Here is a 22,024-nt window from a genome sequence, read left to right as displayed (position 1 = left end):
CCCCGTAGGAGCGGCCTTCAGGCCGCGATCGAGGCGCAAGGGGTACACGCCACCAAAGGAGCGGCTTATGCCGCCTCGCGGCGGCGGTAGAGCAGATCCCAGACCCCGTGACCCAGCGCCAGGCCGCGGCGCTCGAACTTGGTGGTCGGCCGGTAGGCGGGGCGCGGTGCATAGTGCCCGCGGCCGGCCGTGTTCTCGAAGGCGTCGGCCCGGTCCATCTCCTCCAGCATCCGTTCGGCATAGGGCTGCCAGTCGGTGGCCAGGTGGAAGCTGCCGCCGGGCTTCAGCACCCGCGCCACCTGTCCGATGAAGGCCGGTTGCAGGATGCGCCGCTTGTGGTGGCGCTTCTTAGGCCAGGGGTCGGGGAAGAACAGCAGCACCCGGTCCAGCGAGGCATCGGCCAGGTGCGACTCCAGCACCTCGACGGCATCGGCGCAGATCACCCGGACGTTGTTCAGCCCCAGGTCCTCGATCCGCAGCAGCAGGTGGCCGACCCCCGGGCGGTGCACCTCGATGCCGAGAAAATCCTCATCCGGCGCGGCGGCCGCCATCTCGGCCAGCGATTCGCCGTTGCCGAAGCCGATCTCCAGGGTGCGCGGCGCCTGGCGTCCGAACAGCGCGTCCAGATCCAGAACCCCTTGCGGTTGCACCCCCCAGCGTGGCCAGAGTTCCTGCAGGGCGCGCGCCTGCGACGGCGTCAGCCGCCCCTCGCGGCGCACGAAGGAACGGACGGTTCTTTTGCCGCCCTCGTTCATCGCCTCAGAATGATAGCCAGGGAGCACATGAGGTTAGGGTTCAGAATCGAGAATCCAGAATCCAGGAGCCAGAAGAGAGAGGGTGGGAGCGGTCTCCAGGCCGCGATGCGGCGTCATGGAAACCAGGAGCTGGAAGCACAGATCCCTTCCGTGTTTTCCGTGGATTCCGTGGCCATCCAGTCAGAAGAACATCCCGTCGAGGGGCGAGGAGGCGCTGGCGAAGCGCTTGCGCGGGATGCGCCCGGCGCGGTAGGCCTCGCGGCCGGCCTCGATGGCCTTCTTCATGGCCGAGGCCATGAGCACCGGGTCCTGGGCGCCGGCGATGGCGGTGTTCATCAGCACCCCGTCGCAGCCGAGTTCCATGGCCACCGCCGCATCGGAGGCGGTGCCGACGCCGGCGTCGACCAGGATGGGGACCTGGGCGTTCTCGACGATGGTGCGGATGTTGTAGGGGTTGCGGATGCCGAGTCCGGAGCCGATGGGCGCGGCCAGCGGCATCACCGCCACGCAGCCCATCTCCTCGAAGCGCCTGGCGATGATCGGGTCGTCGTTGGTGTAGACCATCACCTTGAAACCGTCGGCGATCAGGGTCTCGGCCGCCTCCAGGGTCTGCACGATGTCGGGGAACAGGGTCTTCTCGTCGCCCAGCACCTCCAGCTTCACCAGATCGTGGCCATCGAGCAGCTCGCGCGCCAGACGGCAGGTGCGCACCGCGTCCTCGGCGGTGTAGCAGCCGGCGGTGTTCGGCAGGTAGGTGTAGCGGTCCGGCGGCAGGGTGTCGAGGAGGTTGGCCTCGCCCGGGTTCTGGCCGATGTTGGTGCGGCGGATGGCCACGGTGATGATCTCCGCACCGCTGGCCTCGACCGCGCGGCGGGTCTCCTCCATGTCCTTGTACTTGCCGGTGCCGACCAGCAGCCGCGAGTGATATTCGCGGCCGGCCAGGGTGAAGCTGTCGTCTTGGGTGGAGGTTGCGCTGTGCATGACTGTGGACATGTCGGTTCTCGGGGTTCCTCGAATGGTTGGAGGCAGGCAGGCGTGGTCTCAGCCGCCGCCGATGGCCTGCACGATCTCGACCCGGTCGCCGGGCCGGAAGCGGTGGTTCTGGAACTGGCTGCGAGGCAGGATCTCGCGGTTGACCTCCATCGCCAGCCGCCGGTCGCCCAGTTCGAGCAGCTCGATCAGGCCGGCGGCGGTGAGGTCGTCCGCGACCTCGCGGGGTTCGCCGTTGACCAGGATCTGCATTGTTGGTTCCCAATTCCTTGACTGCAGGGGAGGCGGAAAATTCTACACCAAAAGTTGCAAGCTCGCGGATTGTTTGTCGAAATATTTGGATGCAGACCTTCAGCGAGGATCTCATCCCGGCCGAGACCGCCGGCAGCCTGGCCGGCCTGTTTCGGGAACGGGTGCGGCGCAGCCCCCGGGCGACGGCCTATCGCCACTATGACCGGGCGGCTGAAGCCTGGCGCGAGCTGAGCTGGGCCGAGATGGAGCGGGAGGTGGCGCGCTGGCGGGCGGCCTTCGAGGCCGAGGGGCTGGCGCCGGGCGAGCGGGTGGCGCTGCTGCTGCGCAACGGGCCGGAATGGGTGGCCTTCGACCAGGCGGCCCACAGCCTGGGGCTGGTGGTGGTGCCACTCTATACCGAGGACCGGCCGGACAATGCCGCCTATATCCTGCAGGATTCGCAGAGCCGCCTGCTGCTGGTGCAGTCCGCCAGTCACTGGCGGCGGCTGGCGCCGGCCGTGCAGGGGGTGGACTGCCTGCGTCGGGTGGTGCTGCTGGACGGCGAGCCGGAGGACGAGGCGGAGCCGCGGCTGCGGCGGGCGAGCGACTGGCTGCCGGCGGCGGCCGAGCCCGGCCCGCCGCCGGCGCTCGATCCCCACGCCCTGGCCACCATCGTCTATACCTCGGGCACCACCGGCCGCCCCAAAGGGGTGATGCTCAGCCACCACAACATACTGTCGGTGGCCCATGCCTCGCTGACGCTGCTCGATGCCTACCAGGAAGACCTTTTCCTGTCCTTTCTGCCCCTGTCGCACACGTTCGAGCGCACGGCGGGCTACTACCTGCCGATGATGGCGGGTGCGACCGTGGCCTATGCCCGCTCCATCCCCCAGCTGGCCGAGGACATGCGCCTGCTGCGGCCGACGGTGATGATCGCCGTGCCGCGTATCTTCGAACGCATCTACGGCCGCCTCCAGGAACAGCTTGGAAAACAGGGGACGTTCCGGCGGCGTCTGTTCGAGTGGACGGTGCGAATCGGCTGGCGGCGTTTCCAACACCAGCAGGGGCGGGGCCGCTGGGGGCCGGCGCTGCTGCTCTGGCCGCTGTTGGAGAAGCGGGTGGCGGGGCGGGTGAAGGACCGCCTCGGCGGCCGGTTGCGGCTCGCGGTCAGCGGCGGGGCGGCACTGCCCGTGCCCATCGCCCGCACCTTCATCGGCCTTGGCCTGCCCCTGCTGCAGGGCTACGGCCTGACCGAGACCAGCCCGGTGGTGAGCGTCAACACCTTGCAGGACAACGACCCGGCCAGTGTCGGCATCCCGATCCGCGGCACCGAGGTGCGCATCGGCGAGGGCGACGAGCTGCTGGTCCGCGGGCCCGGCGTGATGCTCGGCTACTGGAACAACCATGCCGCGACCCGGGCGATGATCGATGCCGAGGGCTGGCTGCACACCGGCGACCAGGCACGCATCGAGAACGGGCATATCTACATCACCGGCCGGCTCAAGGACATCCTGGTGCTGTCCAATGGCGAAAAGGTGCCGCCGGCCGACATGGAGTCCGCCCTCTGTCTGGATCCCCTGATCGAGCAGGCGCTGGTGGTCGGCGAGGGCCGGCCCTGCCTGGCCGTGGTGCTGGTGTTGAACCGCGAGCGCTGGTTCGGCTTCGCCCGCGAGCTGGGTCTCGACCCGCTGGACAGCGCCAGCCTCGACAGCGAGCGGCTGCAGCGCAGGCTGCTGCAGCGGGTGCAGCGGCAACTGCACGATTTCCCGGGTTATGCCCGCATCCGCCGTCTTGTCCTGAGTCTCGACCCCTGGACGGTGGAGGAAGGGCTGCTGACGCCGACCCTCAAGCTGCGGCGGTCGCGTGTGCTGGACCGTTACGCCGCCCGGATCGAGGCACTGTATGCGGGCTGAACCGCGCTGCTGGACAAGCGCCGCGCTCTGTCCCAGAATTCCCGGCAGCGGCGGGTGTAGTTCAATGGTAGAACCTCAGCTTCCCAAGCTGATGACGTGGGTTCGATTCCCATCACCCGCTCCATCTCGCTTACCGCTTCGATCGCCAGGGAAGCGGGCGCAGTCCGAAGGATCGGCAATGCATGAAGACCTCAATCCGATCGATGTGCTGCCCGGCCATGACCATGGCCTGTCCCATGGCAATGAACAGCTTTGCTGAATGAGGGTTAGCCGCGCCACCGACCTGGCGCAGGGTCATGATTTTCAGCCTGCGCAGCCATTGGCGGCATCGGCCACCTTGAATTCGGTAACCGCTCAAGCCCCGTTCCACTTCGGCCGCTGACCGAAGTATCGAGATCCACGCACAGGCCGTTCCACGATGGGCAGACTACTCAGACTATCCCCGGATTCCTTTGCTGCCGAGGCCGCCCCGCGCCAGGACAGCGGCGCCCGGGTGGCCCTGGAGCTGCTCGATGGCAGCCGGCTGGAAGGTGAGTTGCGCGCCTTCGACGCCGGCCAGGGGCGTTGCGTGGTGCGCCCCGCCGATCAGGCCGAGGACCGTGAGGTGGACTTTGCGAGCCTGCGCTGGCTGCGCTTTGCCCAGGACCTGGCACCGGCACTGCACGATGCCGCGGAGCCGGTGCAGACCTTCCACGTGCGCTATGCCGATGGCGGCATGCTGCACGGGGTCTGCCGCGATGCGCTGATCGACCATGACGGCCTGCACCTGCTCGCCGAGCAGGAGGGAGGCGCTGTCTGTCGCCTGTTCATTCCGCTGCAGACGGTGCTGCGTTACCGCATCGGTGAACTCAGCGGCCGCGGCCATGCCCAGGGGCTGCGCGCGGTGAACGAGGAGGAGGCACGCCAGCCGGTGGAGAGCGCCGAGCAGCTGGCGCTGCTGATCTCGGCCGGCAACCGGCTGGATGCCTATGCCCTGGCCGAGGCGGCCGGCGTGGATGCCAACGAGACCGAGGGCCGCTCGCCTGCTGAACTGGCGCGACGACTGGGGGTGCCCTATGTGCGCCTGCGCAATTTCGATATCGATCCCCAGCTGCTGTCGCTGGTGCCCGAGGACATCGCCCGCGAGCACCGGGTGTTGCCGCTGCTGCTGATCAACGACCGGCTGGTGGTGGCCATGACCAATCCGGCCGATGCCGAGCTGCTGAGCGTGCTGCATTTCGTCTCCGGCCACAACGTCGAGGGCTGCGTGGCGGCGGAGGACGACCTGCAGGCGGCCATCGACCGTTACTACAGCGTCTCCCAGGACAACGACGCGCTGCAGGAACTGGAGGGTGTCGCCCAGCGCGAGCTGGCATCGATGATCCCGGTGCACGTGGTCGAGCGCATGGGCAAGGAGAAGCCCATCGTGCGCCTGGTGGCCAGCATCCTGCGCGAGGCGATCCGCCGCGGCGCATCGGACATCCACCTGCGCCCGGGCGAGAAGCATGTCGAACTGCTCTATCGCCAGGATGGCACCCTGGTGCCGGTACGCAGCTTCAGCAAGGTGCTGCTGCCGGCGGTGGTGGCGCGGATCAAGATCATCGGCCGCATGAATATCGCCGAGCGGCGGCTGCCGCAGGATGGCCGGGCGCGGATGATCGAGGGCGATGCGGTTGTCGATATGCGCATCTCGGTGATCCCCACGGTAGACGGCGAGAGCGTGGTCATCCGCCTGCTCAATGCCCAGGCGGGGCTGCGTTCCATCGCCGAGCTGGGCTTCAATCCCCGGGATGCCGAGCTGGTTACCGACCTGCTGCACAAGAGCTATGGCCTGATGCTGGTCACCGGTCCCACCGGTTCCGGCAAGTCCACCACGCTCTACGCCGCGCTGCAGGAGGTGAAGAAGCAGAACCTCAATATCATCACCATCGAGGATCCGGTCGAGTATCACATCGACGGCATCCAGCAGATCCAGGTCAACACGGCGCCCGGCTTCACCTTCGCGCGGGCGCTGCGCAACATCCTGCGTCACGACCCGGACGTGGTGATGGTTGGCGAGATCCGCGACCAGGAGACGGCCAAGATCGCCGTGGAGAGCGCCCTCACCGGTCACCTGGTGCTGTCCACGCTGCACACCAACGATGCGCCAACCACCATTACCCGCCTGCTGGAGATGGGCGTCGAGTCCTTCCTGGTCAAGTCGTCACTGCTCGGCGTGCTGGCCCAGCGTCTGGTGCGCCTCAACTGTCCGGCCTGCATCGAGGTGGAACCGGTCGATGCGGCCGTGCGCAAGTTCCTGGGTGTACCCGAGGACGAGGTCTTCTACCATGGCCGAGGCTGCGATGCCTGCCACGGCACCGGTTTCCAGGGGCGGATGGCGGTCTATGAACTGCTGATCGTCACCCCGGCGATGCGTGACATCATCACCCCGGAAGTGGAACTGGGCGCCATCCGCCGTCAGGCGATCGCCGATGGCATGGTGCCGCTGACCGCCCATGCCCTGCAACTGGCGCGGGAAAGCCGCATCTCACTGGTCGAAGTCTACCGGGTGCGGCTGGAGTAGCCGCGGGACGTCCACGCCGCGATGGGTTGGTGATTCTATCGCGGCCCCTGTAGGAGCGGCGTCCACGCCGCGATTGGGTGGGGGGGCTGATCGCGGCCTGGAGGCCGCTCCTACGACAAACCGCGCCGCCCTGCCTCGATTGGGATGGTGATCCGATCGCTGCCCCTGTAGGAGCGGCGTCCACGCCGCGATGGGGTGGGGGTCCTGATCGCGGCCTGGAGGCCGCTCCTACGACAAACCGCGCCGCCCTGCCGCGATGGGGTGGTGATTCTATCGCGGCCCTTGTAGGAGCGGCGTCCACGCCGCGATGGGGGTGGGATTCCTGATCGCGGCCTGGAGGCCGCTCCTACGACAAACCGTGCCGCCCTGCTGCGATTGGGTGGTGATTCTATCGCTGCCCTTGTAGGAGCGGCGTCCACGCCGCGATGGGGGTGGGATTCCTGATCGCGGCCTGGAGGCCGCTCCTACGACAAACCGTGCCGCCCTGCTGCGATTGGGTGGTGATTCTATCGCTGCCCTTGTAGGAGCGGCGTCCACGCCGCGATGGGGGGTGGGATTCCGATCGCGGCCTGGAGGCCGCTCCTACGACAAATTGTGCCGCTATGCCGCGATTGGGATGGTGATTCTATCGCGGCCCCTGTAGGAGCGGCGTCCACGCCGCGATGGGGGGTGGGATTCCTGATTGCGGCCTGGAGGCCGCTCCTACGATAAATCGTGCTGCCCTGCCGCGATGGGGTGGTGATTCTATCGCGGCCCTTGTAGGAGCGGCGTCCACGCCGCGATGGGGGTGGGATTCCCGATCGCGGCCTGGAGGCCGCTCCTACGATAAATTGTGCCGCGATTGTGCGTTCAGCCTTGCGGCAGGCGGCGTTTCGGCAGCAGATGTTCGCGGGCCAGGTGCTCGTGCAGTTCCAGCGGCTTGAGCTTGCTCAGATCCTTGGCCAGTTCGCGGATCTGGACGCCGCGCCGGGTCAGGCTGTCCAGCGCCTCGCGCAGGAAGCCGAGGGTGCGCTTCTGGGCCACCACCAGCAGCTCCCGGCTGCCGTTCTGCAGGGTCAGGCGTTCCGCCTCGGCGGCGATGGTGCGGGCGAAGCGCCGTTCGAACTCGTCCTCGTGCTGACTGCGGTGGTCGTCGTAGCCGTGAGCTGCCCCGCCGGTGGGGGTGCGGTTGCGCCCGGACTTGGCCTCGGACCAGAGTTCATCGTAGCGCATCTCCCGCTCAGGATTGACCAGGTCATTGATCTCCTTCAGGTTCGGGCTGGATTCCAGCTCCGGGAACTCGCTTTCTTCGAGCTGGAAGAAACGGGCCCGGCTGCCATCGGCGACAACTACACAGTTGTGGTTCATGGGCATACTCCTGCTGGTCTGGATGGTGGAACGGCCGCGGGGGCCGATATAAGGAAACGATCCCCCTGGACGGAGGGCGCTGCGCTCCGGGATCGGGCGCGGGGAAACGGGGCGGCAAACAGACAGGCCATATCTACTTTCATAGGTGCTGCGGCGCGTGAATGCAAGGGCCGAGGTCAAGCGGGACAGCAAAACAAGGGGTTGGATTGCAGGGGGGGCGGGGTCAGGTGCCGAAACCGGGGATTCGGAAGCCGGGAGGCGGGTTATCCCGGATATTGACCAAGGATTCGATGCTCAGGGCGAGGCTGGCAAGGCAGCCTGGGTGATCGTCCGAAAAGTCATGGCCGTTGCTATGGCTTGAGGAGGATCGCCCAGGATGCGAAGCCAGAGTCGGCCTGACATCGAACAGGCACAAACCGTAACCCGCCCAGGGGGTCCTTCATGGCCATATTGTCCCTGTATTACAGCACGAACCCCATCCATGCGCGCCGCCTTGGTGCAATATCCGGGTTATACTCTTGCCGGGTGCGCCCCGGATCCCATCCCTCGAAACAAGGAACAACGGAATGAAACCCTTACGTCTTCTCGCCTATCTGCTGGCCGGCCTGGTCGGCTTGCTGCTGGTCGCGGCCATCGCCCTGCCGCTGCTGGTTGATCCCAATGACTACAAGGACGAGATCACCCGCCTGGTGGAGGACAGTACCGGCCGCGGGCTGGACATCCAGGGAGATCTCGAACTCTCGGTCTTCCCCTGGCTGGGGGTGGAGATCGGTGAGACGCGCCTCGGCAATGCGCCGGGTTTTGGTGACCAGCCCTTCGCCCGAGTCGAGTCGGTCGAGGTGCGGGTCAGGCTGTTGCCGCTGCTGCGCAAGGAACTGCAGATGTCCACCCTGCGCCTGGATGGCCTGCAGCTCTACCTGGCACGCAACGCCGATGGGCGCAGCAACTGGGACGACCTGCTTGGCGAGGCGAAGCCGGCCGCATCTCCCGGCAAGGCGGAGGGGGGTGCCGGTGCCCCGCCGCTGGCGGCACTGGCCATCGGTGGCATCGAGGTGGCGGATGCGCGGCTGGTCTGGGACGACCGCCAGGCCGGGGTCCGCTACGAGATCGACGACCTGGACCTGGAGCTGGGCGCCATCGCGCCGGGCGAGCCGGTCGACTTCCGTCTGGACTTCGATCTCAAGGCCGACCAGCCGGCACTGGATGGGCGCATCGATCTGGCCGGTGTGCTCGCGCCGTCCGCGGACCTGCGTCGTCTCGCCGTCGACGATCTGCGGCTTGGCCTGGATCTGAAAGGCGATACCCTGCCCGCTGGCGCGCTCCAGGCCAGCCTCTCTTCCAGCATCAGGCTGGACCTCGACCGCCAGACCCTGGAGGTCCCGGAGCTGGTGCTGAAGGCCCTGGACCTGAGCCTGCAGGGCAATCTGAAGGGTAGCGGCATCACCGGCAAGGCACCCGCCTTCAAGGGCACCCTGACCGTGGCGGAATTCGTGCCGCGCGAGTTGCTCCAGCGCCTCGGCCAGCCGCTGGCGGTCAGCGACCCGACGGTGCTCGGCAAGGCCGATGCCCGCCTCGGCTTCGAGGCCACGCCGGACGTGCTGAAGCTGGACGGCATCGAGCTGCGCCTCGATGACAGCCGGCTGAACGGCAGCGCGACGGTCAGCCATTTCGCCAAGCCCGCGATCCGTTTCGACCTGGCGCTGGATGCGATCGATCTCGACAGGTATCTGCCGCCACCGGCCGAGGCCGGTGCACCGGCGGCGAGCGGGGACGGCGCCAGGGCTCCTGCGGCCGCGGCCCCCGCCGACCCCGCACCCGCCGTCGGCGGCAAGGCCGGAGGGCCCGGCGCCGCGGTCGCCACACCCGGCGAGGCGGCCGCCGCTGCCGGAGGCGCCCTGCCGGTGGAGGCCCTGCGCGAGCTGGACCTTGCCGGTACGCTGCGCATCGGCCGGCTCAAGGCCTACCGGCTGCGCAGCAGCGACATCCGTCTCAGCGTCAGGGCCAAGGACGGCCAGCTGCGCCTGCACCCGGCCGAGGCCAAGATGTACGACGGCGGTTACCGGGGCGACATCCGTCTCGACGTGCGCGGGGCGCAGCCGAGGATCGCCCTCGACGAGAAGCTCAGCGGTGTGCAGGCCGGTCCGCTGCTCAAGGACCTGCTGGGCGACGACCGGTTGCTCGGCCGGGCCGATCTGTCCGCCAGGATCAGCGCCCGCGGCCTGGATCCCGTGGCCATGCGCCGCACCCTGAACGGCGAGGCCGCCTTCGCCTTCACCGACGGCACCCTGAAGGGGATCAACGTGGCGCAACTGATCCGCGAGGCGCAGGCGCGGCTGGAAGGACGGCCGCTGCCGCCGCAGACCGGTCCCAACCAGACCGACTTCTCCGAGTTGCGGGGCACGGCGCAGATCAGGAACGGTGTGGTCTACAACAACGACCTGGTGGCCAAGTCGCCACTGCTGCGCATCAGCGGCAAGGGCAAGATCGACCTGCCAGGTGAACAGATCGACTATCTGCTGACCACCAAGATCGTGGCGGCCCTGGAAGGCCAGGGCGGTGCCGGGCTGGAAAAACTCAAGGGCCTGGCCATCCCGCTGCGCATCAAGGGCAGCTTCGATGCGCCGCGCTTCAACGTCGAGCTGGACAAGGTGCTGAAGAAGGTGGTGGAGAAGAAGGTCAGGCAGAAGCTGGAAAAGAAACTCGAGGACAAGCTGGGCGACAAGCTGAAGGGGCTGTTCGGCCGATGAGCCGCGCCCTGCTCCTGCTCGGTCTGTCCTCTCTGCTGATCCTCGGCGAGGCGGCGCAGGCCGCCGAGCTGCTGCAGGTGCTGGTCGAGCGCCGCGGCGAGCGCTACCGGGTGGAGGTGGATGCCCGTTTCCGGGCGTCGGCCGCCGAGCTGCGCCGGCTGCTCACCGACTACCCGCGGCTCGGCCGGCTCAACGACTCCATCCGCGAGAGCCGGGTGGTCGAGGACAACGGACCGGGCAGCCACTGCGTCTACACCCTGTCGCGGGTCTGCGTGGCCATCTTCTGTCGCGACATCGTGCAGATCCAGGATATCGTGCAGCTTGAGAACGGCGACCTGATGGCCCGGGTGCGGCCCGAGGGCAGCGACTTCCGCTATGGCGTGGCGCGCTGGCACCTGTGGGATGAAGCGGACGGCAGCCGCATGCGCTTCACCAGCGAGATCGAGCCGGCCTTCTGGGTGCCGCCGCTGATCGGTCCCTGGCTGGTGCAGCGCGCCCTGCGCGACGAAGCGCTGAAGACGGTGCGCAATCTGGAACGGCTGGCGGAAGGCGAAGCCGGGGCGCCGTGAGCGGGGACTTCGCCAGCCGCCTGCTCGACTGGTTCGACCGCCACGGGCGCCACGACCTGCCCTGGCAACGCGAGCCCACGCCCTACCGCGTCTGGGTCTCGGAGATCATGCTCCAGCAGACCCAGGTGACGACCGTCATCCCCTACTACGCGCGTTTTCTGCAGCGCTTCCCGTCGATCGAGGCGCTGGCCACGGCCGCGCCCGACGAGGTGCTGCATCTGTGGTCCGGCCTCGGCTACTATGCCCGGGCGCGCAACCTGCAGCACGCGGCGCAGCAGATCGTCGAGCTGCACGGTGGCGTCTTCCCCACGGATTTCGCCGCCGTCGAGGCCCTGCCCGGCATCGGCCGCTCCACCGCCGGCGCCATCCTCACCCTGGCCTGCGGCCAGCGCTGGCCGATCCTCGACGGCAACGTCAAGCGGGTGCTGGCCCGGCACCGGGCGGTCGAGGGCTGGCCGGGGCGCAGCGCCGTGCTCAGGCAGCTCTGGACCCTGGCCGAGGCGCTCACCCCCCGCCGGCGGGTGGCCGCCTACACCCAGGCGATCATGGATCTGGGGGCGACCCTCTGCCGGCGTGCTCGCCCGGACTGTGCGGCCTGTCCGCTGGCGGCGGACTGCCGGGCGCGGATCGAGGGGCGCCAGGCCGAGCTGCCGGCGCCCCGCCCGCGGCGCGAATTGCCGGTGCGCGCCACGCGCATGCTGCTGCTGGTCAACCAAGGGGGCGAGGTGCTGCTGCAGCGCCGTCCTCCGGCCGGCCTCTGGGGCGGCCTCTGGTGCCTGCCGGAGATCGACGAGCCGCAGGCGGCGGTGGAGGACTGGTGCCTGCGGCGGCTCGGCCTGCGCGTCGCCGGGGTCAGTGCCTGGCCGCCGCTGCGCCACAGCTTCAGCCACTTCCACCTCGACATCACCCCGCTGCGGGTATCGGTGGCGAAAGACCCTGCCCTCCGTGTCATGGAAGACGGGGGACGGGTTTGGTATAACGTGCGCTCTCCCGATGCGCGCGGACTGGCCGCGCCGGTGCAGCGCCTGCTGGACCGACTGCGGGAAACCGGACCAAGAGGAAGCTAAAGATGACGCGGATGGTGCAATGCGTGAAGCTGGGCAAAGAGGCGGAGGGACTGGACCGGCCGACCTATCCCGGTGAGCTCGGCAAGCGGATCTTCGAGAACGTCTCCAAGGAGGCCTGGCAGATGTGGATTCGCCAGCAGACCATGCTGATCAACGAATACCGTCTGTCGCCCATCGAACCCAAGGCGCGCAAGTTCCTCGAGGAACAGATGGAGAAGTTCTTCTTCGGTGAAGGCGCCGAAACCCCGCCGGATTACCGTCCCGAATGACGGCTGTGCCGGGCGGGGCTTGCTTGACTCGCCGTCCCGACCCCGGTTTAATACGCCTTCCTTTCTGCGGCCAGGTAGCTCAGTTGGTAGAGCAGGGGACTGAAAATCCCCGTGTCGGCAGTTCGATTCTGTCCCTGGCCACCAATCTCAAGCGCCGATATTTTCGACCTTTTTCAGGTCGCTCCGCGCCGCCTTGCGCGCTTCCTCCAGGTTGTAATCGGCCTGTAATCCCATCCAGAACTGTTCGGACGTACCCAGGGCACGGGTGAGACGAATAGCGGTATCGGCGGTTACCGCGCGTTTGCCATGAACGATTTCATTGATTCGCCGGGGTGGCACGCCCATGGCGCGGGCCAGTCTGTTCTGGCTGATGCCGAGGGGCTTGAGGAACTCTTCCAGCAGCACCTCGCCAGGATGGATGTTGGGTAACGTCTTCATTGGCCTGTCCTAGTGATACTAAGACAAACGATAACAAAGCCTCATTCAGAGCTTGCCAGGCGCCCCGGATCAAGGCGTGCTCCGCAGGGAATGGCCCGCCCTTGCCAAGGGGCACAACGCAGAGCCGGGGCGCCTGGCAAGCTCCCTGCGGGCGGGCCTCTGGACGGCCATCCGCAACGTTGCAATGGCTTGACAGGGAATCACCCTGCCGGCGCCATTGCGCCTTGCGGGCTGATCGACCAGAGACCCGCTGAATGAGGCTTTGTTATCGTTTGTCTTAGTAATCCACGATCTCTACATCATGCGCGTTGGGTGCGGACCAGACGAAACAGATGCGCCACTGATCGTTGATCCGGATGCTGGCTTGGCCCCTGCGCCCGCCTGACCTGACATCTTGAATCAACAAAGCGCTCACGTCGCGATAGCTGCCTGACCCCAAATCGCGGCGTGGACGCCGCTCCTACAGGGGCTTGGCGGTCCAATGTGTCTGTAGGAGCGGCCTCCAGGCCGCGATCGAGAGGCATCAACCGTTGTGGCCTCGTCGAGGCGGTACCGAGGATAGCCACGAAACCCACGAAAAGATCGATGGCCACGGAATCCACGCGCCGCCACGGCGGCAATCGCGGCGTGGACGCCGCTCCTACAGGGGCCAGGCGGTCCAATGTGCTGTAGGAGCGGCCTCCCGGCCGCGATGGGTTTGACCGCCCCAATCGCGGCGTGGACGCCGCGCCTACAGAGGCCTGGCGGTCCAATGCGTTCGTAGGAGCGGCCTCCAGGCCGCGATGGGTTTGACCACCGAAATCGCGGCGTGGCCGCCGCTCCTACAGAGGCCTGGCGGTCCAATGTATTCGTAGGAGCGGCCTCCAGGCCGCGATGGGTTTGACCGCCAAATCGCGGCGTGGCCGCTGCTCCTACAGGGGCCTGGCGGTCCAATGCGTTCGTAGGAGCGGCCTCCAGGCCGCGATGGGATTGACCGCCGAATCGCGGCGTGGCCGCCGCTCCTACAGGGGCCTGGCGGTCCAATGCGTTCGTAGGAGCGGCCTCCAGGCCGCGATGGGTTTGACCGCCGAATCGCGGCGTGGCCGCCGCTCCTACGGGGCCAGGCGGTCCAATGTGCTGTAGGAGCGGCCTCCCGGCCGCGATGGGGATTGACCGCCAAATCGCGGCGTGGCCGCCGCTCCTTCGGGGGGCTTTCGCGGTCATGCCGCTTCACGGCGAGGCGTGATACCGTAGGCCCATGGAGCTCTTCTTCAACCTAGCCCTGTCCCTGGGCGTCGGGCTGCTGATCGGCATCGAGCGCGGCTGGCACGAGCGGGAGGCCGCCGAGGGGCAGCGCGTGGCGGGCATCCGCACCTTCGCCCTGATCGGCCTGCTGGGCGGGGTCTGGGCGCTGCTCGGCGAGCTGTTCGGCGACTTTCTGCTCGGCGTGGCCTTTCTGGCCCTGGCGGCGATGCTGGTGACGGCCTATGCCCTGGGCCGGCATCAGCGCGACTACGGCATCACCACCCTGGTGGCGGCGTTGCTCACCTTCGGCCTGGGGGCGTTGGCGGTGCGCGGCTACGCCACGGTGGCGGCGGCGGGGGCGGTGGTCACCACGGCCCTGCTCGGCATCAAGCCGATCCTGCACGGCTGGTTGCGGCAACTGGAACGGCGTGAGCTGATGGCCACGGTCAAGCTGCTGCTGATCTCGGTGGTGGTGCTGCCGGTGCTGCCGAACCGTGGCTTCGGTCCCTGGCAGGCGCTGAACCCCTACGAGATCTGGTGGTTGGTGGTGCTGATCGCCGGCATCTCCTTCGCCGGCTATGTCCTTACCCGGCTGGTCGGCATTCGCCGCGGCCTGCTGCTCACCGCGGTGTTCGGCGGACTGGTGTCGTCGACGGCGGTAAGTCTCAACTTCGCCCGCTACGGCCGCCAGCGGCGCGCCCTGCAGCGGGTGTTGTCGCTCGGCGTGCTGCTGGCGGCGGCGACCATGTTTCCGCGCATCCTGCTGGAGGTGGCGGTGGTCAATCCGCCGCTGCTGCAGTCCCTCTTTCTGCCCTTGGGGGCGATGACCCTGAGCACCCTGTTGGCCGGTCTCTGGCTGTGGCGGCGCCGCGAGGCCTCGCCGGGCAGGGAGGCCGCGCTGCCGCTGCGCAACCCCTTCGAGCTGGCGCCGGCGCTGCAGTTCGGTTTGTTGCTGGGACTGATCATGCTGCTCAGCGAGGCATTCCGCGCCTGGTACGGGACGGCCGGCGTCTATCTGCTGGCGGCCGCCTCGGGCCTGGCCGACGTGGATGCCATCACCCTGTCGCTGGCCCGGCTCTCCGCCGACGACCTGCCCCTGGAGGTGGCCGCGCGCGGCATCGCCCTGGCGGCCATGGTCAACACCCTGGTGAAGGGGGCGCTGGTGACCCTGGTGGCTGGCGCCGGGATGGCGCGTTATGTATTGCCGGCCTTCGTTGCCGTGGTGGCGGTGGGCGCGGCGGTGCTGGCGGCGGGCTGACAGCCGGGGCAGAGGTAGCCCATGCGGCCGACGAAGCGCCCCTTGACGATGGGCGTACCGCAACGGTAGCAGGGCAGCCCGGCACGGCGGTAGACGTGGAAGCGGCGAGCCTCGAAGTCGGCGCCCTCCCGCTCCAGGCGCGCCGCGCGTTGCAGGTCGTTGGTGATGCCGCCAGTGCGGTAGGACTGGCGGGTCAGCTCCAGGCAGGTGCGGGCGAGCCTCGCCATTTGATTCGCATCCAGATCGGCGGGCCGCTGGCCAGGATGCAGGCCGGCGACGTGCAGCGCCTCGCAGCACAGATAATTGCCCATCCCGGCCAGCACGCCCTGGTCCTGCAGAAGACCCATCAGCGCCCGGCGGCGGAAGCGGGCCTCACCGAGCCGGGCGGCCACCGCGGCGGCATCCAGCGCGGGGTCGAGCAGCTCCGGGCCGAGCCGCGAGAGGTAGCGGTGCGCGGCGAGGCCGGCCGGGTCGAGCAGTTCGATGTCGGAGGCGCTGTAGAGAAAGGCCGCGACCCTGTCGGTGTGCAGCGTGACCCGTAGTTGACGGCTGGTCCGTGGCCGGCTGCCATCCGCCGAGATCAGCCAGCGGCCGTAGAGCTGGTTGTGGCTGTACAGGGTATGGCCGTCGTCGAAGCGGGTGAGGATGGCCTTGCCGCGTGCCTCGACACCCAGCACCACCCGGCCGCGCAGCCGCGCCTCCCAGGGCTTGAGGTGCTCGAAGGCGAAGTACAGCTCGGTCAGCCGCTGCCCGGCGAGTGCCGCGTCGAGCTGGTCGGCGGCGCGGTGGATTTCCGGTCCTTCCGGCATGGTGCATCTCCTCAATCGATCGCGGCCTGGAGGCCGCTCCTACAGGGGCATGGCGGCTCGATTTGGGTGTAGGAGCGGTCGCCAGGCCGCGACCGGAAATCCCGCCCCGATCGCGGCGTGGACGCCGCTCCTACGGGGGCATGGCGGCACGATTGTTGGTTGTAGGAGCGGCCTCCAGGCCGCGAAAAACCCGTCCGGTTATCCTCCCCACGCTTACCCCCGCCACCGCCCTTGGGTATTATCGGCGGACAACACCAGAGGAGGAAACAGGTGAATTCTGAAGTTTCCATCGCCGCCCTGATGGCGGACAGCGGTGTCGGTTTCGGCACCAGCGGCGCGCGCGGCCGGGTGGCGGACATGACCCCGCCGGTCTGTTACGCCTACACCCGCGCCTTTTTGCAGCACCTGGAACAGGCGCACGGCCTCGCGCCTGGCGCCCGGGTGGCGATCGCCGGTGACCTCAGGCCGAGCACCCCGCGGATCATGGCGGCGGTGGCCCGGGCGGTGGCGGATGCCGGTTACCGTCCCCTCAACTGCGGTTTCATTCCCTCGCCGGCGGTGGCCCTGTTCGGCATCGAGCAGGGCATCCCCTCGGTCATGGTCACCGGCAGCCACATCCCGGACGACCGCAACGGCATCAAGTTCAACACCGCGCTGGGCGAGATCCTCAAGGAAGACGAGGCCGGCATCCGTGCCCAGCGCGTCGAGGTGCCCGAGCCCTTTCCCGCGGATTTCGAGGCGGCCCTGCCGGCGGTCGACGAGGCGGCGGCGCGCGCCTACCTGCGCCGCTACACGGACTTTCTGCCCGCCGATGCGCTGGCCGGGATGCGGGTCGGGGTCTATCAGCACTCGGGCGTGGCGCGCGACCTGCTGCCCGAGCTGCTGGCGGCGCTGGGCGCGGAGCCGGTCCCGCTGGGGCGTTCCGAGGTCTTCCTGCCGGTGGATACCGAGGCGATCCGCCCGGAGGACGTCGAGCTGGCCCGGCAGTGGGCCGCCGAGCAGGACTTCGATGCCATCGTCTCCACCGACGGCGATGCCGACCGGCCGCTGGTCGGTGACGAGCGCGGCGCGTGGCTGCGCGGCGACGTGGCCGGCGTGCTCTGCGCCCGTTTCCTTGGCATCGAGCGGCTGGTGACGCCGGTCAGCAGCAACAGCGTGGTCGAGCGCTGTGGCTGGTTCGAATCGGTCGATCGAACCCGCATCGGCTCGCCCTACGTGATCGCCGGCATGCAGGTGGCCGCCGCGGCCGGCGGCACGGTGGCCGGCTACGAGGCCAACGGCGGCTTCCTGCTGGCCACCCCGGTGACGCGCGAGGGGCGGACCCTGGCCGCCCTGCCGACCCGCGATGCCGTGATCGTCATCCTCGCCCTGCTGGTCGCGGCCCGCGAACAGGGCACCCGCCTGAGCGGCCTGGTCGGTGACATGCCGCCGCGCTTCACCGCCAGCGACCGGCTGAAGGATTTTCCCACCGAAGGTTCCCGCGCCTGCATCGCCCGCCTGCTGGATGAGGCGGGAGAGGGCGACACGGCCGCCATCGAGGCCGCCTTCGGCGATCTCTGCGGCCGGGTGGCGGCGACCGACACCACCGACGGCCTGCGCATCACCTTCGAGAATGGCGAGATCGTCCACCTGCGCCCCTCCGGCAATGCCCCGGAATTCCGCTGCTACAACGAGGCCGACAGCCCGCAGCGGGCGGCGGAATTGAACCGGGCCTGTCTCGCCGTGCTGGAGGGCTGGCGGCAAGGCTGACCTCAGCGGCTGCGCACCTTCGCGGTCCGCCATGATCGCGGCCTGGAGACCGCTCCTACGCCCAATGGTGCCGCCATGCCGCGATTGGGTGGTGATTCTATCGCGGCCCCCTGTAGGTGCGGCGTCCACGCCGCGATGGGGGTGGGGTTCCTGATCGCGGCCTGGAGACCGCTCCTGCGCCCAACGGTGCCGCCACGCCTCCTGTAGGAGCGGCCTCCCGGCCGCGATCGGGTTATGGACCCTACGGCACGCACCGCTTACCGCCCTTGCCCCGAATGCTGTTACGGTGGACGCTCTCACTACGGATTGGTCAAGTTCCGGCATCATCGGGATATGCTACCATTCAAAACGATGAACGGAGGGGGCGTCCGATGAGCCATCTTGATCGAATCACCATCGATCCAGAAATCTGTGGTGGTCGACCCTGCATTCGCGGATTGCGTATCCGGGTGTCCGACATCCTGGATATGCTGGCGGGTGGTGTCTCACGCGAGGAAATCCTGCAGGATTACCCCTACCTCGAAGCGGACGACATCACCGCCGCGCTGGAGTTTGCGGCCCGCCAGACCGACCATCCTGTGGTGCGCGTGGCCTGAGCGTGCGCTTCCTCATTGACGCGCAACTACCACCTGGACTCGCACGTTACATCGCCTCATGTGGTCACGAGGCGGAGCATGTTCACGATATCGGCATGGGATCGGCCCCGGACCGGGAGATCTGGGATCATGCCGTGCACATCAATGCCGTCCTGGTGACCAAGGATGACGATTTCGTGACCCTTAAATCGATGGGGAAAGATGGGCCGCCAGTCGTATGGGTTCGCCTGGGGAACACGACCAACCGGGAACTGCTCGCCCACATGGACCGCTATTTCGAGGTGATCATCGACCTCTTGCAAAAGGGGGAAGATCTGGTCGAGCTGGGTTCCTAGTTCGCGGTCTGCCCTGATCGCGGCCTGGAGACCGCTCCTACGCCAAACGGTGCCGCCACGCCCCCGTAGGAGCGGCGTCCACGCCGCGATTGGGTTACGGCCCCGTAAGGCACGCACCGCGCACCGCCCTTGCCCCGAACGCTGCCACGTTGGCCCGTGCCCGCCCTGCCTCGCGGTCTGCTATGATCGCGGCCTGGAGACCGCTCCTACGCCAAACGGTGCCGCCATTCCTCCCGTAGGAGCGGCCTCCCGGCCGCGATCAGCTCCCCTAATTGGCTGTCCTTTCTAAAGAAAGCGCAGAAAGCGCCGTTTTCCTACAGCACCCGCCTTTACCTGTGGGTGGGGGGCACCTAAGATGGAATGCCGCCCTTGAGCGGGGTTGTCATATATAACCATTACAATCGTCGCCCCCCGGATCCGCAGGAGCGGTCGCCAGGCCGCGAAGGAAACTTTCGCGGCCGGGCGAGCGCTCCTCCACAGGGTGGCGGGAAGGCGACGTTTGATGAATAGGGTGGACTATGGAGTTTTTCGTACCGCCGCACGGCGGCAAGCTGGTGGATCTGCGGGTCGCTGCCGACGAGGCCGAGCGGCTCAAGAACGCATCCAAGGATTTTCCCTCCCTGACCCTCAGTCAGCGCCAGGTCTGTGACCTGGAGCTGCTGATGAACGGCGGCCTCTCGCCGCTGACCGGGTTCATGGATCAGGCCGGCTACGAGGCCGTGCTGGAGGGCATGCGGCTGCCGGATGGGACGCTGTGGCCTGTGCCGATCGTCCTCGATGTGGCATCGAAATTTGCCGAAAAACTGGAAAAAGGCCAGAAAATCGCGCTGCGTGACGGCGAGGGTTTCATGCCGGCGGTGCTCACCGTCGAGGATATCTGGCAGCCGGACAAGCGCCATGAGGCCGAACGCATCTATGGCACGACCTCCGAGGCCCATCCGGGCGTGCGCTACCTCTACGAGCAGGTCGGCGATACCTATATAAGCGGTTCCATCGAGGGCATCCAGGCGCCCGTGCACTACGACTTCGAGAGCCTGTGGGACACCCCGGAGGAGCTGCGCCACCTGTTTCGCAAGATGGGCTGGCGCCGGGTGGTCGCGCTGCAGACCAGCAAACCCATGCACCGCCTGCAGCGCGACATGACCCTCCAGGCGGCCAAGGAGATCGGCGGCCACATCCTGCTGCACCCCACGGTGGGCATGACCAAGCCGGGCGACCTGCACTACTACGCCCGGGTGCACTGCTACCAGGCGATCCGCCGCCACTTCCCGCACAACCTGGCGCTGCTCTCCCTGCTGCCGCTGGCCATGCGCATGGCCGGCCCGCGCGAGGCGCTGTGGCACGGCATCGTCCACCAGAACTTCGGCTGCTCGCACTTCATCGTCGGCCCGGACCACGCTTCGCCCCCCATAAACGGCGGCGACGGCGAGGGCTTCTATGCCAAGTACGCCGCCCAGGAACTGGTCGCCGACAAGGCCGCCGATCTGGATATCGAGATGGTCCCGGTCGAGGAGATGAAATACTCCGCCAAGCGTGGCCGTTACCTGCCCGTCTCGGAACTGCGGCGGGAAGGCGAGGAGGGCGTCGACCTGAGCGAAACGGAACTCAAGGCCCGGCTGCAGAAGGGCGAGGAGATCCCCGAGTGGTTCACCTATCCGGAGGTCGTCCGCGAGCTGCGCAAGGTCTGCCCGCCGCGCAGCCGCCAGGGCCTGACCCTGTTCTTCACCGGCCTGTCCGGGGCGGGCAAGTCGACCCTGGCCAAAATCATCTACTCCAAGCTGATCGAGGCCGGCGGCCGCCCTGTCACCCTGCTGGACGGCGACATCGTGCGCCTGCACCTGTCCAGCGAGCTGGGTTTCTCCAGGGAGCACCGCAATCTCAACGTGCGCCGCATCGGCTTCGTCGCCAGCGAAATCACCAAGAACGGCGGCATCGCCATCTGCGCGCCCATCGCCCCCTACGCCGAGATGCGCCGCGCAGTGCGCGACATGATCGAGCAGCACGGCAGCTTTATCGAGATCCACGTCGCCACGCCACTGGAAACCTGTGAAGCGCGCGATCGCAAGGGTCTTTATGCAAAAGCGCGTCAGGGTTTGATCCCGGAATTCACCGGTATCAGTGATCCTTACGAAGAACCCGAGAACCCCGAACTACGCGTAGACACCACCGGTATGAACCCAATGGAGGCCGCGCAGGAGATCTACCTCTATTTGTTGCGTGAAGGCTACTTGGACTCCGTCAGCTAGTTAAGGTATTTCATGGACAACGAGGTTGTTACTAATGCGGCTCGAACGTTTCCCGCAAACTGAAATTAGGATCCGCCAGTGGGTTAAGGCTTACAGGCGAACATCGCGGCTCTTTCGTGCGTGGCTCATGCCATGGGTGGGTGATATAAAGCCCGATTTTTTGGGGATCGGGGCGCCGCGCGCGGCGTCCACCTGGCTTCATAATCGGCTGGCTCGCCATCCTCAGATTTACCTACCTCATGAAAAAGAATTGCATTACTTCGACGTCGAAGATGCGAGAGGTGGATACCGATACAGGCTGGATTCGCCGCTGCATCGGCGTTGGTATTCCCTGTGTTTTAAGGCAGGGCACGGTTGTGTGAAGGGGGATGTTACGCCGGCATATTCGATTCTGCCTATTGACCGTATAAAGGAGATGGCTGCCTATCTTCCTGGTGTGAAGATTATATACATTCTCAGAAATCCCATAGAACGAGCTTGGTCGGTGATGCGGCGCAGAACGTGGTATGGCTATGGCGCCAAGGCCGGCGATACTGGTCTTGACTATCTGGTTGGCTTGACGCACGACGAAGGCATTCTTATTCGCGGCGACTACCGCCGCAATATCGAGGCGTGGGAAAGTGTTGTCCCCGTCGAGCGTATTCACTATATGTTTTTTGACGACATTCAGGTTGACGGTGACAAGGAGCTGCGTCGCGTATGCGAATTTCTTGGGGTTGATTCAGAGTTGTTGCCCGAGAGCAAGCAGGGTAGTAAGCCGGTGAACTTTGCTCCAGCCTCTAATATGCCGGCTGTGGTCAGGCAGGCGCTGGTGCGTTACTACGAGAAGGATCGTGAATTCCTGGAACAAAAGTTTGGCAGGGATCTTGGGTACTGGTATGACGCATAGTGGGTAGAGGTGCTTGTGATTCTTGGTTGCCGGTTCAATGCCGTCGGTTG

19 protein-coding genes, 2 tRNA genes and 1 pseudogene are annotated in these 22,024 nt (G+C 67.1%); 14 read left to right on the top strand and 8 right to left on the bottom strand.

The features are described from left to right. Positions 1 to 65: 65 nt before the first annotated feature. The 3 genes from trmB to thiS all read right to left on the bottom strand — a co-directional run bounded on the left by trmB (position 66) and on the right by thiS (position 1,997). On the bottom strand, positions 66 to 755 hold the full coding sequence (gene trmB, locus QVG61_RS12675) for a tRNA (guanosine(46)-N7)-methyltransferase TrmB (protein ID WP_289931008.1): 690 nt from the start codon (positions 753 to 755) through the stop codon (positions 66 to 68). A gap of 180 nt (positions 756 to 935) precedes the next feature. Further along, complete coding sequence (locus QVG61_RS12670) at positions 936 to 1,748, bottom strand: thiazole synthase (RefSeq protein WP_289931006.1); 813 nt, start codon at positions 1,746 to 1,748, stop codon at positions 936 to 938. Positions 1,749 to 1,796: 48 nt separating this feature from the next. Further along, entirely contained in the window at positions 1,797 to 1,997 is a 201-nt protein-coding gene (gene thiS / locus QVG61_RS12665; RefSeq protein ID WP_289931005.1) for a sulfur carrier protein ThiS, read from the bottom strand. Positions 1,998 to 2,086: 89 nt separating this feature from the next. Between thiS and QVG61_RS12660 the strand changes: the two genes are divergently transcribed. Both QVG61_RS12660 and QVG61_RS12655 read left to right on the top strand, forming a co-directional pair. Beyond that, the gene (locus QVG61_RS12660) at positions 2,087 to 3,889 is read left to right on the top strand and encodes an AMP-dependent synthetase/ligase (protein WP_289931004.1); all 1,803 of its coding nucleotides are present in this window, start codon (positions 2,087 to 2,089) and stop codon (positions 3,887 to 3,889) included. Between the two features lie 50 nt (positions 3,890 to 3,939). After that, positions 3,940 to 4,013 (top strand) — tRNA-Gly (locus QVG61_RS12655). Between the two features lie 6 nt (positions 4,014 to 4,019). Here the strand turns inward: QVG61_RS12655 and QVG61_RS12650 are convergent. After that, a complete protein-coding gene (locus QVG61_RS12650) occupies positions 4,020 to 4,187 on the bottom strand; it encodes a hypothetical protein (protein WP_289931003.1) in 168 nt (55 codons plus the stop codon). A 120-nt stretch (positions 4,188 to 4,307) separates the two neighbouring features. On the opposite strand from QVG61_RS12650, the gene QVG61_RS12645 reads away from it, so the two are divergent. Further along, positions 4,308 to 6,431 (top strand): GspE/PulE family protein, encoded by a 2,124-nt coding sequence (locus QVG61_RS12645; protein ID WP_289931002.1) that lies wholly within the window; start codon positions 4,308 to 4,310, stop codon positions 6,429 to 6,431. A gap of 849 nt (positions 6,432 to 7,280) precedes the next feature. Here the strand turns inward: QVG61_RS12645 and QVG61_RS12640 are convergent. Then, complete coding sequence (locus QVG61_RS12640) at positions 7,281 to 7,778, bottom strand: host attachment protein (RefSeq protein ID WP_289931001.1); 498 nt, start codon at positions 7,776 to 7,778, stop codon at positions 7,281 to 7,283. Positions 7,779 to 8,344: 566 nt separating this feature from the next. Here QVG61_RS12640 and QVG61_RS12635 point away from each other — a divergent pair. From QVG61_RS12635 to QVG61_RS12615, 5 genes are all read left to right on the top strand, one after another. Then, positions 8,345 to 10,525 (top strand): AsmA family protein, encoded by a 2,181-nt coding sequence (locus tag QVG61_RS12635; protein WP_289931000.1) that lies wholly within the window; start codon positions 8,345 to 8,347, stop codon positions 10,523 to 10,525. Beyond that, a complete protein-coding gene (locus QVG61_RS12630) occupies positions 10,522 to 11,094 on the top strand; it encodes an SRPBCC family protein (RefSeq protein ID WP_289930999.1) in 573 nt (190 codons plus the stop codon). The genes QVG61_RS12635 and QVG61_RS12630 overlap by 4 nt, the downstream gene beginning before the upstream one ends. After that, positions 11,091 to 12,161 (top strand): A/G-specific adenine glycosylase, encoded by a 1,071-nt coding sequence (gene mutY / locus QVG61_RS12625; RefSeq protein WP_289930998.1) that lies wholly within the window; start codon positions 11,091 to 11,093, stop codon positions 12,159 to 12,161. Before QVG61_RS12630 ends, mutY begins: the two co-directional genes overlap by 4 nt. 2 nt (positions 12,162 to 12,163) lie before the next feature. Next, the gene (locus QVG61_RS12620) at positions 12,164 to 12,430 is read left to right on the top strand and encodes an oxidative damage protection protein (protein WP_289930997.1); all 267 of its coding nucleotides are present in this window, start codon (positions 12,164 to 12,166) and stop codon (positions 12,428 to 12,430) included. 68 nt (positions 12,431 to 12,498) lie between these two features. Beyond that, positions 12,499 to 12,574: transfer RNA gene (locus tag QVG61_RS12615), tRNA-Phe, on the top strand. Positions 12,575 to 12,577: 3 nt separating this feature from the next. On the opposite strand, the gene QVG61_RS12610 is transcribed toward QVG61_RS12615, so the two are convergent. Next, a complete protein-coding gene (locus QVG61_RS12610; protein ID WP_289930996.1) occupies positions 12,578 to 12,868 on the bottom strand; it encodes a HigA family addiction module antitoxin in 291 nt (96 codons plus the stop codon). A 277-nt stretch (positions 12,869 to 13,145) separates the two neighbouring features. Beyond that, positions 13,146 to 13,250, bottom strand: a pseudogene (locus QVG61_RS13685) (type II toxin-antitoxin system RelE/ParE family toxin); the annotation flags it as partial. 855 nt (positions 13,251 to 14,105) lie between these two features. Between QVG61_RS13685 and QVG61_RS12605 the strand changes: the two are divergent. After that, the gene (locus tag QVG61_RS12605; protein WP_289930995.1) at positions 14,106 to 15,350 is read left to right on the top strand and encodes an MgtC/SapB family protein; all 1,245 of its coding nucleotides are present in this window, start codon (positions 14,106 to 14,108) and stop codon (positions 15,348 to 15,350) included. Here the strand turns inward: QVG61_RS12605 and nei are convergent. Continuing rightward, positions 15,287 to 16,159, bottom strand: a complete 873-nt coding sequence (gene nei, locus QVG61_RS12600; protein ID WP_289930994.1) for an endonuclease VIII — start codon at positions 16,157 to 16,159, stop codon at positions 15,287 to 15,289. The two genes, QVG61_RS12605 and nei, sit on opposite strands and share 64 nt — an antisense overlap. Positions 16,160 to 16,429: 270 nt before the next feature. On the opposite strand from nei, the gene QVG61_RS12595 reads away from it, so the two are divergent. From QVG61_RS12595 to QVG61_RS12575, 5 genes are all read left to right on the top strand, one after another. After that, positions 16,430 to 17,908: a phosphomannomutase gene (locus QVG61_RS12595; protein WP_354671168.1), complete on the top strand. Its 1,479-nt coding sequence runs from the start codon at positions 16,430 to 16,432 to the stop codon at positions 17,906 to 17,908. A 371-nt stretch (positions 17,909 to 18,279) separates the two neighbouring features. Next, entirely contained in the window at positions 18,280 to 18,504 is a 225-nt protein-coding gene (locus tag QVG61_RS12590; protein WP_289930993.1) for a DUF433 domain-containing protein, read from the top strand. 2 nt (positions 18,505 to 18,506) lie between these two features. Then, on the top strand, positions 18,507 to 18,839 hold the full coding sequence (locus QVG61_RS12585; RefSeq protein WP_289930992.1) for a DUF5615 family PIN-like protein: 333 nt from the start codon (positions 18,507 to 18,509) through the stop codon (positions 18,837 to 18,839). 518 nt (positions 18,840 to 19,357) lie between these two features. Next, a complete protein-coding gene (locus QVG61_RS12580) occupies positions 19,358 to 21,085 on the top strand; it encodes a bifunctional sulfate adenylyltransferase/adenylylsulfate kinase (protein WP_289930991.1) in 1,728 nt (575 codons plus the stop codon). A gap of 34 nt (positions 21,086 to 21,119) precedes the next feature. Further along, complete coding sequence (locus QVG61_RS12575) at positions 21,120 to 21,974, top strand: sulfotransferase (RefSeq protein WP_289930990.1); 855 nt, start codon at positions 21,120 to 21,122, stop codon at positions 21,972 to 21,974. Positions 21,975 to 22,024: the final 50 nt, after the last annotated feature.

Source organism: Thiohalobacter sp. IOR34, from assembly GCF_030406045.1.
GTDB lineage: Bacteria > Pseudomonadota > Gammaproteobacteria > Thiohalobacterales > Thiohalobacteraceae.
Note: the sequence above shows the minus strand (reverse complement) of the source record. Positions and strands in the feature narration are given on the sequence as shown.

What these genes read in the sequence shown, in the direction of transcription:
- QVG61_RS12620 (WP_289930997.1), top strand. Translation starts at nt 12,164, where the DNA reads ATGACGCGGATGGTGCAATGCGTGAAGCTGGGCAAAGAGGCGGAGGGA.
- QVG61_RS12580 (WP_289930991.1), top strand. Translation starts at nt 19,358, where the DNA reads ATGGAGTTTTTCGTACCGCCGCACGGCGGCAAGCTGGTGGATCTGCGG.
- thiS (WP_289931005.1), bottom strand. Translation starts at nt 1,997, where the DNA reads ATGCAGATCCTGGTCAACGGCGAACCCCGCGAGGTCGCGGACGACCTC.
- QVG61_RS12645 (WP_289931002.1), top strand. Translation starts at nt 4,308, where the DNA reads ATGGGCAGACTACTCAGACTATCCCCGGATTCCTTTGCTGCCGAGGCC.
- trmB (WP_289931008.1), bottom strand. Translation starts at nt 755, where the DNA reads ATGAACGAGGGCGGCAAAAGAACCGTCCGTTCCTTCGTGCGCCGCGAG.
- QVG61_RS12630 (WP_289930999.1), top strand. Translation starts at nt 10,522, where the DNA reads ATGAGCCGCGCCCTGCTCCTGCTCGGTCTGTCCTCTCTGCTGATCCTC.
- QVG61_RS12660 (WP_289931004.1), top strand. Translation starts at nt 2,087, where the DNA reads ATGCAGACCTTCAGCGAGGATCTCATCCCGGCCGAGACCGCCGGCAGC.
- QVG61_RS12590 (WP_289930993.1), top strand. Translation starts at nt 18,280, where the DNA reads ATGAGCCATCTTGATCGAATCACCATCGATCCAGAAATCTGTGGTGGT.
- QVG61_RS12670 (WP_289931006.1), bottom strand. Translation starts at nt 1,748, where the DNA reads ATGTCCACAGTCATGCACAGCGCAACCTCCACCCAAGACGACAGCTTC.
- QVG61_RS12650 (WP_289931003.1), bottom strand. Translation starts at nt 4,187, where the DNA reads ATGACCCTGCGCCAGGTCGGTGGCGCGGCTAACCCTCATTCAGCAAAG.
- QVG61_RS12575 (WP_289930990.1), top strand. Translation starts at nt 21,120, where the DNA reads ATGCGGCTCGAACGTTTCCCGCAAACTGAAATTAGGATCCGCCAGTGG.
- QVG61_RS12640 (WP_289931001.1), bottom strand. Translation starts at nt 7,778, where the DNA reads ATGAACCACAACTGTGTAGTTGTCGCCGATGGCAGCCGGGCCCGTTTC.
- QVG61_RS12635 (WP_289931000.1), top strand. Translation starts at nt 8,345, where the DNA reads ATGAAACCCTTACGTCTTCTCGCCTATCTGCTGGCCGGCCTGGTCGGC.
- QVG61_RS12610 (WP_289930996.1), bottom strand. Translation starts at nt 12,868, where the DNA reads ATGAAGACGTTACCCAACATCCATCCTGGCGAGGTGCTGCTGGAAGAG.
- QVG61_RS12605 (WP_289930995.1), top strand. Translation starts at nt 14,106, where the DNA reads ATGGAGCTCTTCTTCAACCTAGCCCTGTCCCTGGGCGTCGGGCTGCTG.
- nei (WP_289930994.1), bottom strand. Translation starts at nt 16,159, where the DNA reads ATGCCGGAAGGACCGGAAATCCACCGCGCCGCCGACCAGCTCGACGCG.